The sequence below is a fragment of the Staphylococcus sp. HMSC056G08 genome, assembly GCF_001812305.1.
In the GTDB taxonomy this organism is placed as follows: domain Bacteria; phylum Bacillota; class Bacilli; order Staphylococcales; family Staphylococcaceae; genus Staphylococcus; species Staphylococcus simulans.
Window position 1 is genome coordinate 1 of record NZ_KV808544.1, and the last position, 16,820, is coordinate 16,820.

The 16,820-nt window shown below is 35.2% G+C and carries 15 protein-coding genes, 1 riboswitch and 1 other annotated feature; all 15 genes read left to right on the forward strand.

What is annotated here, in order from left to right; genetic code table 11:
- Positions 1 to 125 precede the first annotated feature (125 nt).
- Positions 126 to 1,148 (forward strand): glyceraldehyde-3-phosphate dehydrogenase, encoded by a 1,023-nt coding sequence (locus HMPREF2846_RS13555; protein ID WP_002481163.1) that lies wholly within the window; start codon positions 126 to 128, stop codon positions 1,146 to 1,148.
- Positions 1,149 to 1,292: 144 nt separating this feature from the next.
- Positions 1,293 to 1,766 carry a transcriptional regulator NrdR gene (gene nrdR, locus HMPREF2846_RS13560; RefSeq protein ID WP_002481162.1) on the forward strand — a complete coding sequence of 158 codons (474 nt, stop codon included), beginning with the start codon at positions 1,293 to 1,295 and terminating at the stop codon, positions 1,764 to 1,766.
- Positions 1,766 to 3,196, forward strand: coding sequence for a replication initiation and membrane attachment family protein (locus HMPREF2846_RS13565; protein WP_070626868.1), 1,431 nt, complete (start codon positions 1,766 to 1,768; stop codon positions 3,194 to 3,196). The genes nrdR and HMPREF2846_RS13565 overlap by 1 nt, the downstream gene beginning before the upstream one ends.
- 1 nt (position 3,197) lies before the next feature.
- A complete protein-coding gene (gene dnaI / locus HMPREF2846_RS13570) occupies positions 3,198 to 4,118 on the forward strand; it encodes a primosomal protein DnaI (protein ID WP_002481160.1) in 921 nt (306 codons plus the stop codon).
- Positions 4,119 to 4,437: 319 nt separating this feature from the next.
- Positions 4,438 to 6,381 (forward strand): threonine--tRNA ligase, encoded by a 1,944-nt coding sequence (gene thrS, locus HMPREF2846_RS13575; RefSeq protein WP_070626870.1) that lies wholly within the window; start codon positions 4,438 to 4,440, stop codon positions 6,379 to 6,381.
- A gap of 57 nt (positions 6,382 to 6,438) precedes the next feature.
- A riboswitch (Lysine riboswitch) is annotated at positions 6,439 to 6,614 on the forward strand.
- A gap of 88 nt (positions 6,615 to 6,702) precedes the next feature.
- Entirely contained in the window at positions 6,703 to 8,190 is a 1,488-nt protein-coding gene (locus tag HMPREF2846_RS13580; RefSeq protein ID WP_070626874.1) for an amino acid permease, read from the forward strand.
- A 64-nt stretch (positions 8,191 to 8,254) separates the two neighbouring features.
- Positions 8,255 to 8,391, forward strand: a sequence feature (ribosomal protein L20 leader region).
- Between the two features lie 23 nt (positions 8,392 to 8,414).
- Positions 8,415 to 8,942, forward strand: a complete 528-nt coding sequence (infC, locus tag HMPREF2846_RS13585; RefSeq protein WP_031262802.1) for a translation initiation factor IF-3 — start codon at positions 8,415 to 8,417, stop codon at positions 8,940 to 8,942.
- A 31-nt stretch (positions 8,943 to 8,973) separates the two neighbouring features.
- Entirely contained in the window at positions 8,974 to 9,174 is a 201-nt protein-coding gene (rpmI, locus tag HMPREF2846_RS13590; protein WP_002481156.1) for a 50S ribosomal protein L35, read from the forward strand.
- 110 nt (positions 9,175 to 9,284) lie between these two features.
- Entirely contained in the window at positions 9,285 to 9,641 is a 357-nt protein-coding gene (rplT, locus tag HMPREF2846_RS13595; protein ID WP_002481155.1) for a 50S ribosomal protein L20, read from the forward strand.
- Positions 9,642 to 9,773: 132 nt separating this feature from the next.
- The gene (locus tag HMPREF2846_RS13600; RefSeq protein WP_023016085.1) at positions 9,774 to 10,385 is read left to right on the forward strand and encodes an NUDIX domain-containing protein; all 612 of its coding nucleotides are present in this window, start codon (positions 9,774 to 9,776) and stop codon (positions 10,383 to 10,385) included.
- A 15-nt stretch (positions 10,386 to 10,400) separates the two neighbouring features.
- On the forward strand, positions 10,401 to 11,342 hold the full coding sequence (locus tag HMPREF2846_RS13605; protein ID WP_070626876.1) for a hypothetical protein: 942 nt from the start codon (positions 10,401 to 10,403) through the stop codon (positions 11,340 to 11,342).
- Positions 11,343 to 11,503: 161 nt separating this feature from the next.
- Positions 11,504 to 12,829: a trigger factor gene (gene tig, locus HMPREF2846_RS13610; protein ID WP_023016083.1), complete on the forward strand. Its 1,326-nt coding sequence runs from the start codon at positions 11,504 to 11,506 to the stop codon at positions 12,827 to 12,829.
- A gap of 400 nt (positions 12,830 to 13,229) precedes the next feature.
- A complete protein-coding gene (clpX, locus tag HMPREF2846_RS13615; protein WP_023016082.1) occupies positions 13,230 to 14,492 on the forward strand; it encodes an ATP-dependent Clp protease ATP-binding subunit ClpX in 1,263 nt (420 codons plus the stop codon).
- Between the two features lie 148 nt (positions 14,493 to 14,640).
- Entirely contained in the window at positions 14,641 to 15,228 is a 588-nt protein-coding gene (gene yihA, locus HMPREF2846_RS13620) for a ribosome biogenesis GTP-binding protein YihA/YsxC (RefSeq protein WP_023016081.1), read from the forward strand.
- 253 nt (positions 15,229 to 15,481) lie between these two features.
- The gene (hemA, locus tag HMPREF2846_RS13625; RefSeq protein WP_070626878.1) at positions 15,482 to 16,819 is read left to right on the forward strand and encodes a glutamyl-tRNA reductase; all 1,338 of its coding nucleotides are present in this window, start codon (positions 15,482 to 15,484) and stop codon (positions 16,817 to 16,819) included.
- The last annotated feature ends 1 nt before the right edge of the window (position 16,820 follow it).

Sequence of the window (16,820 nt, forward strand, 5' to 3'; positions counted from 1 at the left end):
TATCACCAGTCCTAAATAGTATAGAGCCTTTTTTTAATTATTTTGCTAAAACGCTTTCATTTTAACGTGAATATGTTATACTGATTCCATAAAGTATAACACATATAAAACGAGGGGTGCTTTTTATGACAACGAATATTGCAATTAATGGAATGGGACGCATTGGGCGCATGGTTTTGCGTATTGCTTCTAAAAATGATGATTTAAATGTAGTGGCAATTAATGCGAGTTATCCTCCAGAAACGATTGCACATTTAGTAAAATACGATACAACACATGGTAAATATGACGGTGATGTAGAACCGACAGAAAATGGTATTCGTATTGATGGTCATGATATTAAATTAGTTTCAGATCGTAATCCAGAAAATTTACCTTGGAAAGATTTAGATATTGATATTGTCATAGAAGCGACTGGGAAATTTAATCACGGAGACAAAGCGGATGCACATATTAAAGCAGGCGCTAAAAAAGTCTTATTAACAGGTCCTTCAAAAGGCGGTCACGTACAAATGGTTGTTAAAGGCGTTAACGATGACAGCTTAGATGTTGAAGAATTCGATATCTTTAGTAATGCTTCATGTACGACAAACTGTATCGGTCCAGTAGCAAAAGTATTAAACGACAACTTTGGAATCGAAAACGGTTTAATGACTACAGTACATGCGATTACAAACGACCAAAAAAATATTGATAACCCACACAAAGATTTACGCCGTGCGCGTTCTTGTAACGAAAGTATTATCCCAACTTCAACAGGTGCTGCAAAAGCATTGAAAGAAGTTTTACCTGAATTAGAAGGTAAATTACATGGTATGGCACTTCGTGTTCCTACTAAAAACGTTTCATTAGTAGACTTAGTAGTAGACTTAAAAGAAGATGTAACAGCTGAGCAAGTCAACAAAGCATTTGAAGATGCTGACTTAGAAGGCGTATTAGCTGTTTCAGATGAGCCGCTTGTATCAGTTGACTTTAACACAAACCCTAACTCAGCAATCGTTGATTCAATGTCAACGCTTGTAATGGATGACAAGAAAGTTAAAGTGATTGCATGGTACGACAATGAATGGGGTTATTCTAACCGCGTTGTTGATATTGCAGTTCAAATTGGTGAATTGTTAAAAACAAAAGAAAAAGCAACAGCTTAATTGAAACTGCTGTCATAAATTTTTAACCAGTTAATCAGAAGTAGGGCTCTGATTAACTGGTTTTTTTATGTGCTGGCTTCCTTTCTTTTGTGACTTGCACTTTTATAGTATAATAGGCGTAATCAATTAAAGAGGTGAAAATGAATGAAATGCCCTAAATGTAATTCTACGCATTCTCGTGTGATAGATTCTAGACATGCTGATGAAGCCAATGCCATTCGCAGACGTCGTGAATGTGAAAATTGCGGCACTCGTTTTACTACATTTGAGCATATTGAAATGAGTCCGCTTATCGTAGTGAAAAAAGATGGCACACGTGAGCAGTTTTCACGTGACAAAATATTGAATGGGCTCGTTCGTTCGTGTGAAAAGAGACCAGTCGGTTATCAACAGCTTGAAGATATTACAAATAAAGTAGAATGGCGTTTAAGAGATGAAGGCCATGCAGAGGTTTCTTCAAGAGAAATTGGCGAACATGTGATGAATTTATTAATGCATGTGGATCAAGTATCCTATGTAAGATTCGCCTCTGTATATAAAGAATTTAAAGATGTCGATCAATTGCTTGAATCTATGCAAGGCATCTTACAAGAAAAGAATAAACGGAGTGAATCTTGATGAAGTTGAGTCAAAATGACTTTGGATTACGTCCGCAAGATCCATTCAAAGTGCTGCAAGCACAAAAACTTTCTGCATCTCAACTCGAAGTATTGAACCGTTTGTTTACACCACTTATCGGTACAACAGCCATCGGTGTGTATCATTATCTTTCTCAGTTTGCAGAGGTTAAACAACAAAAAGACTATACACATTATGTGATTATGAGTGAGTTGAAATTAAACCTAGGTCAATTCAGAGAAGAAATGAATCGTTTGGAAGCGATTGGACTGATTAAAACCTATGCAAAACATGATGAAAATCAATCACAATTTGTGTATTTGTTAGTCGATCCGCCATCACCAAAAACATTTTTCAATGATCCTATGTTATCTGTTTATCTCTATAAAGAAGTTGAGGGTAAACGTTTCCATGAATTACGTCGTTATTTTGAATCGACACAAGTTGATTTATCAAATTATCATGAAGTGACAAGAAATTTTACAGATGTTTTTAAAGTACCAAATCATGCGTTAGATAAGGTAGATACGACACATCAAATAACAGAAACACAAAAATACGATGGTATGAACTTAGACCGTGTTCACTTTGACTTCGAATTGTTGTATCAATTACTAAGCAATCATTTTGTCAGTGCAGAAATAATAGAAGAAAAAACGAAACATCTCATTACACAACTCGCTGTGCTATACGGTATAACGCCGGAAGGGATGAAGAATTTGATTTTAAAATCGCTGACAAGTGCACAAAAAATTTCGTTTGAAGAGTTACGTAAACAAGCGCGTGCGTTTTATGCGATTGAACACGAAAATCAATTGCCGTCTTTAGAGGCGCAAGCAGAACCTGTTCGACCAGAAACTGTTGAAGAGGCACAAATAGAAATCAATTCTATTCCTCAAACAGATGAAGAGTTTAAACAATGGTTTAAATTAATGGATAATTTAAGTCCGATTGATATGTTGACAGGGTGGTCGGGTTCAGAACCGACACCTCAACAAAAATATATGATAGAAGACATAATCGTGCGAGAACAATTACCGTTTGGTGTAATTAATATGTTATTACAATACGCCATGTTAAACAGTGGGATGAAATTGACTAAAAAGTATATATTAGAGATTGCATCAAACTGGAAAAAATTGGAAATCAGTTCTGCAGAAGAAGCCTATCATCATGTGATGAAGTTGAAAAAGGATGAACAAGAACGTCAAACTAAAAGTTATCAACAACAAAGCGGTCCAAAACGCTTTAATAATAGAAGAAATTCTGTATCGAAAGAGATTACACCTGATTGGCTGTTGAATCGGGAACATGAAAAACGTCGTAAGAAAGGTGAAAAACGTTCATCCGCTTCAACCGACCAATCTCTCGCGCAAGATAGTGCAGCCTTTTTACAACACTTAAAAGAAACATGGAAGGAGGATGAATAATATGAAACGTTTCAGTAATATCATGCAGACATCTCCAGATTTTCAAAAAAGATTTGAGAAAATCAAAAGAGATGTAATTAATGATCCTGACGTTAAACGCTTCCTAGAAGAACATCAATCTGAAGTAACGAATCGGATGATTGAAGAAGACTTGAATATTTTGCAAGAATATAAAGACCAGCAAAAACATTATGATGGCCATGAATTCAAAGATTGTCCTAACTTTGTTAAAGGTCATGTACCTGAACTCTATATTGAACATAACAGAATTAAAATCAAATACCTTCCATGTCCATGCAAAATCAAACACGATCAAGAACAACGAGAAGCACATTTAATCACTTCACATCATATGCAGAGAGATACGTTAGATGCTAAATTAGCAGATATTTATATGGATAATCGTGAACGTTTAAATGTAGCTATGAAAGCTGATGAATTATGCAAAGCAATCGTAAGAGGAGAAAGTGTTAAAGGTTTATATTTATATGGTTCTTTTGGTACAGGTAAATCCTTTATTTTAGGTGCGATTGCCAATCAATTGAAGTCCAAACTGATTCCTTCAACGATTGTATACCTACCTGAATTCATCCGTACGTTAAAAAATGGATTTAAAGATGGTTCATTTGAACGTAAATTACAAGTGGTCAGAGAAGCGAATATCCTCATGCTAGATGATATCGGTGCAGAAGAAGTCACACCTTGGGTGCGTGACGAAGTCATCGGACCATTACTGCATTATAGAATGGTACAAGAGTTGCCGACATTCTTTAGCTCAAACTTTGATTTCAAAGCTTTAGAACACCATTTAGCGATGACGCGAGATGGCTCTGAACAGACAAAAGCTGCTAGAATTATGGAACGTATTAAATCTTTAGCAGAACCCTATGAATTAGTCGGCGAGAATTATCGTGATGATTGATATTTTTTGAAAATGAGTTATAATAGAATTAAATCTAAATCAACGTAAACATTAAAGGATATGACATGTTTTTCACTGTTATACAGAAAATTGCTGATGATGAGAAAGCAGTTAACATACTAATATGTTACTCCCTTTTAGATAAATGATATTCGTAATGGATATCCGGCTCAAGACCGTTATCTTATGCAGAGATGAGAAACAGTATCATGGGAATGTTCTGTTTCTTAAACTAGGGTGGTATCACGAGAACCTCGTCCCTTTATAGGGCGGGGTTCTTTTTGTTTTACGTGAAGATTATAAATGGAGGCGTTTATGAATGGACAAAATTAGTATTACATTTCCAGATGGCAACAGTTCTGAATTTGATAAAGGCATTACTACTGAAGAAATCGCACAATCAATCAGTCCTGGGTTAAGAAAAAAAGCAGTAGCAGGTAAATTTAATGGACAAATGGTTGATTTGACTCGTCCACTTGAAGAAGATGGATCAATTGAAATCGTAACTCCTGGCAGTGAAGAAGCACTTGAAGTGTTACGTCACTCTACAGCGCATTTAATGGCACAAGCATTAAAACGTTTGTATGGCGACGTGAAATTCGGTGTAGGTCCTGTCATTGAAGGCGGTTTCTACTATGATTTCGATACTAATGCTAAAATTTCTTCAGATGATTTCCCTGAAATCGAAAAAACAATGAAACAAATTGTAAATGAAAATCATAAAATTGAACGTAAAGTAGTCAGCCGTAATGAAGCGAAAGACTTCTTTAAAGACGATCCGTATAAACAAGAATTAATCGATGCAATTCCTGAAGATGAAAATGTGACACTATATACACAAGGTGAATTCACTGACTTATGCCGTGGTGTACACGTACCATCTACTTCAAAAATCAAAGAGTTCAAACTATTATCTACAGCAGGTGCATATTGGCGCGGTGACAGCAACAATAAAATGTTACAACGTATTTATGGTACAGCGTTCTTTGATAAAAAAGAATTAAAAGCACATTTAAAAATGCTTGAAGAACGTAAAGAACGTGACCACCGTAAAATCGGTAAAGAATTAGACTTATTTATGAACAGTCAATTAGTAGGCGCTGGTTTACCATTATGGTTACCAAACGGTGCAACAATTCGTCGTGAAATTGAACGTTACATCGTAGATAAAGAAGTTAGTTTAGGCTATGACCATGTTTATACACCTGTTTTAGCTAATGTTGACTTATATAAAACTTCAGGACACTGGGATCATTACCAAGATGACATGTTCCCACCAATGAAATTGGACGAAACTGAAGAAATGGTATTACGTCCGATGAACTGCCCACACCATATGATGATTTATAAAAATAAACCACATTCATACAGAGAATTACCAATTCGTATTGCTGAATTAGGTACAATGCATCGTTATGAAGCAAGTGGTGCGGTATCAGGCTTACAACGTGTACGTGGTATGACTTTAAATGACGCACACATCTTCGTACGCCCAGATCAAATTAAAGAAGAGTTCAAACGTGTAGTTGAATTAGTTCAAGAAGTATACAAAGACTTTGGTTTCGAAAACTACAGCTTCCGTTTAAGCTATTGTGATCCAGAAGATACAGAGAAATATTTCGATGATGATGAAATGTGGAACAAAGCTGAGGCAATGTTGAAAGAAGCAGTAGATGAAATGAACTTACCGTATGAAGAAGCGGTAGGTGAAGCGGCATTCTACGGTCCTAAATTAGACGTTCAAGTTAAAACAGCTATGGGTAAAGAAGAAACTTTATCAACAGTTCAACTTGACTTCTTATTACCAGAACGTTTCGACTTAGCTTATATCGGTAAAGATGGTGAAGAACACCGTCCAGTAGTTATCCACCGTGGTGTGGTATCAACTATGGAACGTTTCGTAGCATTCTTAACTGAAGAAACTAAAGGGGCTTTCCCAACTTGGTTAGCACCAATGCAAGTTGAAATCATCCCAGTTAATGTGGACTTACATTATGATTATGCACGTCAAATCCAAGATGAATTAAAATCACAAGGTGTGCGTGTAGAAATTGATGATCGTAATGAAAAAATGGGATATAAAATCCGTGAAGCACAAATGCATAAAATCCCATATCAACTTGTAATTGGAGACAAAGAAATTGAAAACAATGAAGTGAACGTGCGTAAATACGGTTCTAAAGATCAAGAAACTGTAGAAAAAGATGAATTCATCTGGAATTTAGTCGATGAAATTCGTCTAAAAAAACAACGTTCGAATTAAGACCTTGAAATCAGTCTTGAATTAAGGTATATTACAATGTAGTTAATTAAATATTAAAAAAGTGTTAGAGGTTGCATCTTTGATGAGTTGCTTATCAGAAGCTTTATTGGAGCGTAGGTTGAATAAGTTAAAGGCAAAGATGCCGAAATTTACAATAGCCATAACTATTGTATTTTGGGTCAGTTTCCGAATAGGAACTGGACTGTCACATAATGTGATGTGCTACCGTATATGATAAATTTCAAGTGATGGTCGCATATCTGTAGCGGCCATCATTTTTTGTATTCATGCAAGCCTCTATACTAAAGAAAGGAATCGATTATGAACAATCAATCTAATCAGGATGCAGGCATCCAAAGAGGTCTGAAAGACCGTCATATTTCCATGATCGCCATCGGGGGATGTATCGGAACAGGATTATTCGTTACATCTGGCGGTGCAATTCATGATGCTGGACCACTCGGCGCATTAATCGCCTACGCAGTTATCGGTATTATGGTGTTCTTCTTGATGACATCATTAGGAGAAATGGCAACGTACTTACCAGTATCTGGTTCATTCAGTACGTACGCAACACGATTTGTAGACCCATCATTAGGCTTTGCTTTAGGATGGAACTATTGGTTTAACTGGGTTATCACTGTAACAGCTGACGTAACTATTGCAGCGCAAGTGATTCAGTACTGGGATCCAATGAAAGGCATTCCTGCATGGGCATGGAGTGTACTCTTCCTTATCATCATCTTCGCTTTAAACTCATTATCAGTTAGAGTGTATGGTGAAAGTGAATATTGGTTTGCATTAATTAAAGTAATAACAGTTATTGTCTTTATTGGTATCGGTTTACTTACTATTGTCGGTATCATGGGCGGTAAATTCATCGGATTTGAAACATTTACTTCTGGTGACGGCCCGATTTTAGGTGGTAATTTAGGCGGAAGCTTATTATCAATCTTAGGTGTATTCTTAATTGCTGGTTTCTCATTCCAAGGAACAGAGTTAATCGGTATTACAGCAGGGGAATCAGAAAATCCTGAACGTGCTGTACCAAAAGCAATTAAACAAGTATTCTGGAGAATTTTATTATTCTATATCTTAGCTATCTTTGTAATTGGTATGATTATTCCTTATACTCATCCAGCATTGATGGGCGGAGAAGATAACATCGCGACATCACCATTTACATTAGTATTTAAAAATGCTGGTTTAGCGTTTGCGGCATCATTTATGAACGCAGTTATCTTAACTTCAGTATTATCAGCAGGTAACTCTGGTATGTACGCATCAACACGTATGTTGTACTCTATGAGTAAAGATAAACTTGCAGCATCAGCATTTGGTAAAACTACAAAGCATGGTGTGCCATTCTTAGCATTAATCGCAACTGGCGCCGTAACAGTATTAATCTTCTTAATACAACGCTTAAGCGGTGATGCATATGAATACATCGTTGCAGCAAGTGGTATGACAGGCTTTATCGCATGGGTTGGTATTGCAATCAGTCACTACCGATTCAGACGTGCATTTAAAGTCCAAAATTATGATAAACATGAATTGAAATACAAAGCTAAATGGTTCCCATTCGGTCCGATATTCGCAGGTATCTTATGTGTGATTGTTATTATCGGCCAAGATGTTGATTTCATTAAAACAGGTGATTTTGATCCCAATCGCTTCATTATCACTTACATGGGTATTCCAGTTTTCTTAGCATTCTTCTTGTATCATAAAATCAGATATAAAACTAAAAAAATTCCATTGAAACAAGTTGACTTAAGTCAAGACGTGGATATGAGCCAATTTAAATAAAGTTAAAAATTTTAATTGACTTTGTCTTGTAATGTTGATATGATTGTATACGTTGAATACGAAACGAACCAAGTAGAAGCTTCCCGCTTCTCACCTGTAGCGACGCTTAAGGCTGTTGGCAGGTCCAAAACAACGTTACAATGATGACGTTGACTTTATGGAAAAGAGCGGGCACTTCTGTGTCCGCTCTTTTTTACTTGGGATATTTCGTAAATATAACGGAGGTGTTAACCATAGCAAAAGATCAAACGCAAGTTAACGATAGAATTCGCGCAAGAGAAATTCGTGTCATTGGTCAAGACGGTGAACAAATCGGTGTTAAACAAAAACGTGAAGCATTAGAAATGGCTGATCGTGTTGGTTTAGATTTAGTCGTAGTAGCGCCTAACGCTAAACCACCTGTTGCTCGTATTATGGATTACGGTAAATACAAATTCGAGCAACAGAAAAAAGAAAAAGAAATGAAGAAAAAACAAAAAGTTATCAATGTTAAAGAAATTCGTTTAAGTCCAACAATTGAGGAACATGATTTCCAAACTAAGTTGAAACAAGGACGCAAATTCTTAACTAAAGGCGATAAATGTAAAGTTTCAATTCGTTTCAGAGGACGTGCCATCACTCATAAGGAAATTGGTCAACGTGTATTAGAGAAATTTGCAGGTGAATGCAAAGATATCGCTACAGTTGAACAAAAGCCTAAAATGGAAGGCCGTCAAATGTTTATTATGCTAGCACCACTAGCAGAAAAATAATTTTTAAAGATATTACAGGAGGAATTTCATTATGCCTAAAATGAAAACACACCGCGGAGCAGCTAAACGTGTTAAAAGAACTGCTTCAGGTAAATTAAAACGTTCAAGAGCTTATACTTCTCACTTATTCGCAAACAAAAGCACTAAACAAAAACGTCAATTACGTAAATCAGCTTTAGTTTCTAAAAGTGATATGAAACGTGTAGCACAATTATTAGCTTACAAAAAATAAGTTATTAACGAGATAAACACACAGGTCAGCTTTAGCTTTGAAATAAAGAAAGCGCCTGAAACAAATCAAAAATAATCAGAGTTATAGATATAACCAAGGAGGAATTCAATATGCCACGTGTTAAAGGTGGAACAGTAACAAGAGCGCGTCGTAAAAAAGTAATCAAATTAGCTAAAGGTTACTTCGGCTCTAAACATACTTTATATAAAGTAGCTAAACAACAAGTAATGAAATCAGGTCAATACGCATTCCGTGACCGTCGTCAAAGAAAACGTGACTTCCGTAAATTATGGATCACTCGTATCAATGCAGCAGCTCGCAACCACGGCTTAAGCTACTCAAAATTAATGAATGGCTTAAAACAAGCTGACATCGACATTAACCGTAAAATGCTTTCTGAAATTGCAATTTCAGACGACAAAGCTTTCGGCGAATTAGTTGAAAAAGCTAAAGCAGCTTTAAAATAATTCATTTACAATACTCAATCATTGGTAGATAAGCGTACTGATGATTGAGTTTTTTTAATACAACTTTACGTTGATTTTAAAACTTTGATAGAATACAGACAAGTACATAAACACAAAGTAAAGGAGAAACACATGTCGAAATTTGATGAAAGAATAATTGTAGTACCAAGAGAAATTGTTTTTAACAAAGAAAAAGACGCATTTAATGGTTTCTTATCAAAAAATGATCCGTCAGGGGAAGCGATTTTCGATAACTTAGACAAGTACGAAGTGAAACGTCGCGGTGATATGGAAGAAGATCCGACATATAAACAATTAATTTCATATTGTTTATTAGAGAACGAAAAGGGCGAAATATTAGTATATGAACGCCTTTCTGGTGGCGGTGAAAGTCGTCTGCATGGACAGTCATCAATTGGTGTCGGCGGTCATATGAATGATGTTATGGATGCACAATCTATTAATGAAGTCTTACGTGTGAACGCACAACGCGAGCTAGAAGAAGAAGTCGGTCTTAACAGCAGCAAAACACAAAACATGGAATACATTGGTTTTATTAACGATGATACGAACGAAGTAGGAGAAGTTCATTTAGGTGTCGTATTTAAAATCAGAGTAGATTCAAATAGTGTAGAAGCAAAAGAAACTGACACACTTAAAATCAAATGGATGAATCAAGGTAAAATTGAAAATTACGATGATTTTGAAACATGGAGTGCATTAATCTTACAAGCATTTAATTAGAAGCGGGTGTTAATAATGACTGACATAATCCCATTTCCACAAAATCAATCTAAATTGATTAATGATATTAAAACATCTTTTAAGCATGAACAGTATGATGAGATGTATGATCTTTTTATGAAGTATGAAAAAGATTTTGAGCTCGATACTGACCTGGCTTTACTGAAGTGTGAAATGCTTCTGAGAATGGAACAATACTTAGAATTGCGTGAAGAAGCGATTATCTTGTTGAAACAAGGCTTCGATGCATATAATCGCTTAATGGTGTATTATATGACAAGTCTGCATGGGTTAGGCCAATATTATGAATGTGTTAACCTGTTCAATCAGATTATTGATCAAGTAAAAGATCATGATATACGCATGCAGTTGTTTCCTATTAAAGAAGATGCACAAATGCAGCTGAATCAAAATAAAAAGCACTATATTTCAAAAATGAGTCGCTTTACAACGCTGACTATTGATCAACAGTTATATTTATTATTCGATATGATGCATGAAGGCCAATATGGCTTTGCGGAAACTTTTGCGGAAATTTTAAATCAAGAACGACTTCATTCGCATGTGCAAACAATTATCTTAGAATATTTGAAAAAAGCGCAGTATCAACACGAAATCAATTTTGTTAAAAATAATGCAGAATTTAAAGTCGTACCGAAAGCTCTGCCAGGACTTGAATATGCATCTTTTACACAAAAGGTAATTCCAGCGGTGATGCAACAATTTGAAGACCAATTCGGCAGTCAGATGCGAAGTGAAATTTCACAGATGTTGCAAGGTTTTGCAATTGGTATTTATCCATTGGAAATCGAACAAGAAGCACCTGTAGACGCATGGATTGACACATTCTTCAATTATATAGAAGATATGTTGAATCTATCAGAATCAGCAGAGAAACATATGAGTGAACCTGTCTTGAAGTGGATTCATGCGATAGAACAGAATATCACTCAATAATTGGGGTAATATGATATTATTGACCTTGATAGAAAATGAAAAATTAGTTTGTTTTAACATTGCGTATACGTTCTAATCACCAGGTTTGTAACCAATTTATACGTATGCTATAATGAAAAAGTTGAAAAATTAAAAAAGGATTATCATGGAGGTTTTTATACATGACAGCAACATGGGAAAAAAAGGAAGGTAACCAAGGCGTTTTAGAAGTTACAGTTCCTGCTAAAAAAGTAGATCAAGCAATCGATCAAGCATTCAAGAAAGTAGTTAAACAAGTAAATATTCCTGGTTTCCGTAAAGGGAAAGTTCCTCGCCAAATTTTTGAACAACGTTTTGGTGTAGAAGCACTTTACCAAGATGCAGTAGATATCTTATTACCAGAAGCTTATGGTGAAGCTATCGAAGAAACTGGTATCAAACCAGTTGATCAACCAGAAATCGAAGTAACACAAATCGAAAAAGGTAAAGACTTGAAATTCAACGCTACTGTTACAGTTGAACCAGAAGTAAAACTTGGTGAATACAAAGGTCTTGAAATTGAAAGACAAAATGCTGAATTAACAGACGAAGAATTACAAGAACAAATTGATCACAGCTTAGGTCACTTAGCTGAAATGGTAATCAAAGAAGATGGTGCAGTTGAAGAAGGCGATACTGTAAACTTAGACTTCGATGGTTATGTTGATGGTGAACAATTTGAAGGCGGACAAGCTGAAGGTTACGATTTAGAAATCGGTTCAGGTATGTTCATCCCTGGTTTCGAAGAACAATTAGTTGGCTTAAAAACTGGTGAAGAAAAAGACGTTAAAGTTACATTCCCAGAAGAATACCACGCTGAAGAATTAGCTGGTAAAGAAGCAACATTCAAAGTAAAAATCAATGAAATCAAATACAAAAATGTTCCAGAATTAGACGATGAAATTGCGAACGAATTAGATTCAGATGCAGATAGCGTTGATGAATATAAAGAAAATCTTCGCAAACGTCTTGAAGAAGAAAAGAAAGTCAATGCTGAAAATATTGAAAAAGAAGAAGCAATCAACAAAGCAGTTGAAAATGCTGAAGTAGATATTCCAGAAGCTATGATTAACACTGAGTTAAACCGTATGATGCAAGAATTCGAACAACGTATTCAACAATCAGGTCTTAACTTAGAAACTTACTTCCAAATCTCTGGTCAAGATGAATCTCAATTAAGAGAACAAATGAAAGACGACGCAGAAGCACGTGTTAAAACTAACTTAACATTAACTGCGATTGCGAATGCTGAAGACGTAGAAGCATCTGAAGAAGATGTTGATAAAGAGTTAGAAGCAATGAGTACACAATTCGGTATCTCTGCTGAAGATATCAAGAAAACATTAGGCAACACTGACTTAATTAAAGGTGATGTACGTGTTAAAAAAGTTATTGATTTATTAGTAGACAATGCTAAATTTGTTGAAGGTAAAGAAGATAACAAAGAAGAAGAAAAAGAAGAAAAATAATTCATTCATTTCCAATTGAATAAATGAATAGGTAGAGGGTGAAGTTGCATGATAACTGATTCATACTGAGATGCATGTGCATCATATGAATTAAAACATGTGATTTCATCCTCTACAGTGATTTACGGTCGGAATCATTTCGTTTTAGATATGCTTGTGCTATATTGTTTGTAAGCAATTTTGTTGCATAACCTTTACAAAATGATATATTCAATATACAAGTTGATAAAGTAATGAAATTACCATAGATAAAATAAAAATAATTGTAAATGAACTAAAACCTGCAAAAATGTCGGATATATACAGGTTTTAAAAGAAACGATAAAGTCTATAAACACATTTATTGCATACTATAAAGTGTTTTAGTATAGTCTTTATGGAATAGAGGTGTAAATAATAAATGTTTAAGTTCAATGAAGATGAAGAAAAATTGAAATGTTCTTTCTGTGGTAAAGACCAAGACCAAGTTAAGAAACTTGTAGCTGGTAGCGGCGTGTACATTTGTAATGAATGTATTGAATTATGTTCAGAAATTGTTGAAGAAGAACTTGCGCAAACTGCTACAGAAGAATTTACAGATTTACCGACCCCGAAAGAGATTATGGATCAATTAAACAACTATGTAATTGGTCAAGAAAAAGCTAAGAAATCATTATCTGTTGCTGTATACAACCACTACAAACGTATCCAACAACTAGGACCGAATGATGACGATGTAGAACTACAAAAAAGTAACGTTGCTTTAATCGGACCTACAGGTAGCGGTAAAACATTACTTGCACAAACTTTAGCTAAAACATTGAATGTTCCATTTGCGATTGCGGATGCAACAAGTTTAACTGAAGCAGGTTATGTTGGTGAAGACGTAGAAAATATCTTACTACGTTTAATCCAAGCAGCTGACTTTGATATTGATAAAGCTGAAAAAGGTATTATTTACGTGGATGAAATTGATAAGATTGCACGTAAATCAGAAAACACTTCAATTACACGTGATGTGTCAGGTGAAGGTGTTCAACAAGCATTGCTTAAAATTCTAGAAGGTACAACAGCAAGTGTTCCACCTCAAGGCGGACGTAAGCATCCTAACCAAGAGTTTATTCAAATTGATACAACGAATATCTTATTTATCCTTGGTGGTGCCTTTGATGGTATCGATGATGTCATCAAACGTCGTTTAGGTGAAAAAGTAATCGGCTTCGCAAGCAATGAAGCGGCGAAAGTTGATGAAAGTGCACTATTAGAACACATTCGTCCAGAAGATTTACAATCTTATGGATTAATTCCAGAATTTATCGGACGTATTCCAATTGTCGCAAACTTAGAAACATTAGATATTTCAGCATTGAAAAATATCTTAACGCAACCTAAGAATGCGTTAGTTAAACAATACAAAAAAATGCTTGAGCTAGATCATGTTGAACTAGAATTTACTGAAGAAGCTTTATCAGCGATTGCTGAAAAAGCTATCGAACGTAAAACTGGTGCACGTGGCTTACGTTCAATCATTGAAGAGTCATTAATTGAAATCATGTATGATATTCCGTCTACAGATGATGTAGCAAAAGTGGTTATCACTGCTGATACAATCAATAATGAATCTACACCAGAATTGTACGATGCAGAAGGTAACAAAGTGAATTTAGAAAAAACTTCTGCATAGTTTAGATAAATCAAGCACTCTTTTACTCTGTTGAGAGTATGAGAGTGCTATTTTTATGGGCATTTTTGATAATATATTCACTTTTAAAATTAAAATTTGATATAATGAAACGCGAATCAATCTAAAAGTAGTAGAAAAGAGGTCGAATATGAATATCAACCCAAATAATATAGAACTGTTAATCAGTGCAGTCAAACCCGATCAGTATCCAGAAACAGGGCTTGATGAAGTGGCGTTAAGCGGGCGTTCAAATGTAGGCAAATCAACGTTCATCAATAGTATGATTGGACGTAAAAATATGGCAAGAACTTCACAACAGCCAGGGAAAACACAAACATTGAATTTTTATGATATAGATCAACAACTTGTTTTTGTGGATGTACCAGGTTATGGCTATGCGAAAGTAAGTAAAAAACAGAGAGAACAGTTTGGTAAAATGATAGAAAAATATATTACTGAACGTGAACAATTGAAGCTGGTAATCCAATTAATTGATATTAGACATGCGCCGACTCAAGACGATGTACTGATGTATGATTTCTTAAAGTATTATGATCTGCCGGTTTTAATCATTGCGACGAAACAAGATAAAATCGCTAAAGGTAAGATTCAAAAGCATCTTAAAGTGATTAGAGAAAAACTTGAAATGGAAAGTGAAGATACAATTATCAGTTATTCATCGATAAATAATAAGAATCAACAAGTGATATGGAATGCGATTCAAAGTTATTTATAATGAGTTTTATGTAAAAAAGATGACCTTTATTGTTTATGAAACCTGTGAATCATGATAAAGATTGTGAGTATCAACTTTTTAGCAAATGTGTCAATAATATGGATGTAGTTAGCATTTAAAGTGAAATATGACAAAATTATGACTAGGCCTTTTCTAGATTAGAATATTTCTAATTAAAAAGGTTTGATGGCTTTAAGGTTTAAATTTGTGTGTTATAATTAGTGTATTGTCAATAGTATGGAGGGCGTTAAAAATGCATATAATTGCGATAAGCATCAACCATCGTACCGCTGATGTAGCACTGAGAGAGAAAGTTGCTTTCAAAGCTGATGCCATACAAGAATCGCATATTGATTTATTTGAAACTAAATCAATATTAGAAAACGTGATTTTATCAACATGCAACCGAACAGAAGTCTATGCAGTAGCAGACCAGATTCACACTGGACGTTATTACATCCAACGCTTTTTAGCGCGTAAATTCGGTTTAGAAGTTGAAGAAATCAAATCAATGTCTGAAGCATTGGTGGGGGATGAAGCTGTAGAACATTTATTTAATGTAACTTCAGGCTTAGATTCTATTGTGTTAGGGGAAACACAAATTCTTGGCCAAATGAGAGATGCATTCTTTACAGCACAAGAAGTTGGTACAACAGGTACGATTTTCAATCATTTATTTAAACAAGCAATCACATTTGCGAAACGTGCACATCATGAATCAGATATTGCTGATAATGCTGTCAGTGTTTCATATGCAGCCGTAGAATTAGCTAAAAAAGTATTCGGCAATCTTAAATCACAACACGCTGTGATTATTGGTGCCGGCGAAATGAGTGAACTCTCATTACTGAACCTAATGGGTTCAGGTATCGAACATGTTACGGTTGTGAATAGAACAGCTGAGCGTGCACGTCAATTAGCAGAGAAGCATCAAGCTTCTTATGCCACTATGGAAGAATTAGAAAACTTATTAGTCAATGCGGATATAGTAATTAGTTCAACAAGTGCATCTGACTATATTATTACTCGAAATATAATGGAATCTGTAAAACGTCAACGTAAACAAGAGTCAATGGTTTTAATCGATATTGCGGTACCTAGAGATATTGATCCAGCTATTGAATCCGACATGAACATTTTCAGCTACGATATCGATGACCTAAAAGGACTTGTTGATGCTAATTTACGTGAAAGAGAAGCAGCAGCAGCGCAAATCGCTGAACAAATTCCACATGAAATCGCAACGCATAACGATTGGGTCAACATGTTAGGTGTCGTTCCTGTTATCAGAGCTTTACGTGAAAAAGCAATGCATATCCAACAAGAAACTATGGATAGCATTGACCGTAAATTACCTGATTTAAGTGAACGTGAACGTAAAGTGATTTCTAAACATACTAAAAGTATCATTAATCAAATGTTGAAAGATCCGATTAAACAAGCTAAAGAATTGAGTAATGATAAAAATAGCAGTGAAAAATTAGAGCTGTTCCAAAATATCTTTGATATTGAAGCTGAAAGCGAATATGAAAAGAGTGTTGCAAAAAAAGAACGCCGACTTTCAGCAAGACAAATCTTAGGTTTTGATTAAA

What these genes read in the sequence shown, in the direction of transcription:
- dnaI (WP_002481160.1), top strand. Translation starts at nt 3,198, where the DNA reads ATGAAACGTTTCAGTAATATCATGCAGACATCTCCAGATTTTCAAAAA.
- rplT (WP_002481155.1), top strand. Translation starts at nt 9,285, where the DNA reads ATGCCACGTGTTAAAGGTGGAACAGTAACAAGAGCGCGTCGTAAAAAA.
- rpmI (WP_002481156.1), top strand. Translation starts at nt 8,974, where the DNA reads ATGCCTAAAATGAAAACACACCGCGGAGCAGCTAAACGTGTTAAAAGA.
- clpX (WP_023016082.1), top strand. Translation starts at nt 13,230, where the DNA reads ATGTTTAAGTTCAATGAAGATGAAGAAAAATTGAAATGTTCTTTCTGT.
- HMPREF2846_RS13600 (WP_023016085.1), top strand. Translation starts at nt 9,774, where the DNA reads ATGTCGAAATTTGATGAAAGAATAATTGTAGTACCAAGAGAAATTGTT.
- HMPREF2846_RS13565 (WP_070626868.1), top strand. Translation starts at nt 1,766, where the DNA reads ATGAAGTTGAGTCAAAATGACTTTGGATTACGTCCGCAAGATCCATTC.
- nrdR (WP_002481162.1), top strand. Translation starts at nt 1,293, where the DNA reads ATGAAATGCCCTAAATGTAATTCTACGCATTCTCGTGTGATAGATTCT.
- HMPREF2846_RS13555 (WP_002481163.1), top strand. Translation starts at nt 126, where the DNA reads ATGACAACGAATATTGCAATTAATGGAATGGGACGCATTGGGCGCATG.
- HMPREF2846_RS13605 (WP_070626876.1), top strand. Translation starts at nt 10,401, where the DNA reads ATGACTGACATAATCCCATTTCCACAAAATCAATCTAAATTGATTAAT.
- yihA (WP_023016081.1), top strand. Translation starts at nt 14,641, where the DNA reads ATGAATATCAACCCAAATAATATAGAACTGTTAATCAGTGCAGTCAAA.
- hemA (WP_070626878.1), top strand. Translation starts at nt 15,482, where the DNA reads ATGCATATAATTGCGATAAGCATCAACCATCGTACCGCTGATGTAGCA.
- tig (WP_023016083.1), top strand. Translation starts at nt 11,504, where the DNA reads ATGACAGCAACATGGGAAAAAAAGGAAGGTAACCAAGGCGTTTTAGAA.
- thrS (WP_070626870.1), top strand. Translation starts at nt 4,438, where the DNA reads ATGGACAAAATTAGTATTACATTTCCAGATGGCAACAGTTCTGAATTT.
- HMPREF2846_RS13580 (WP_070626874.1), top strand. Translation starts at nt 6,703, where the DNA reads ATGAACAATCAATCTAATCAGGATGCAGGCATCCAAAGAGGTCTGAAA.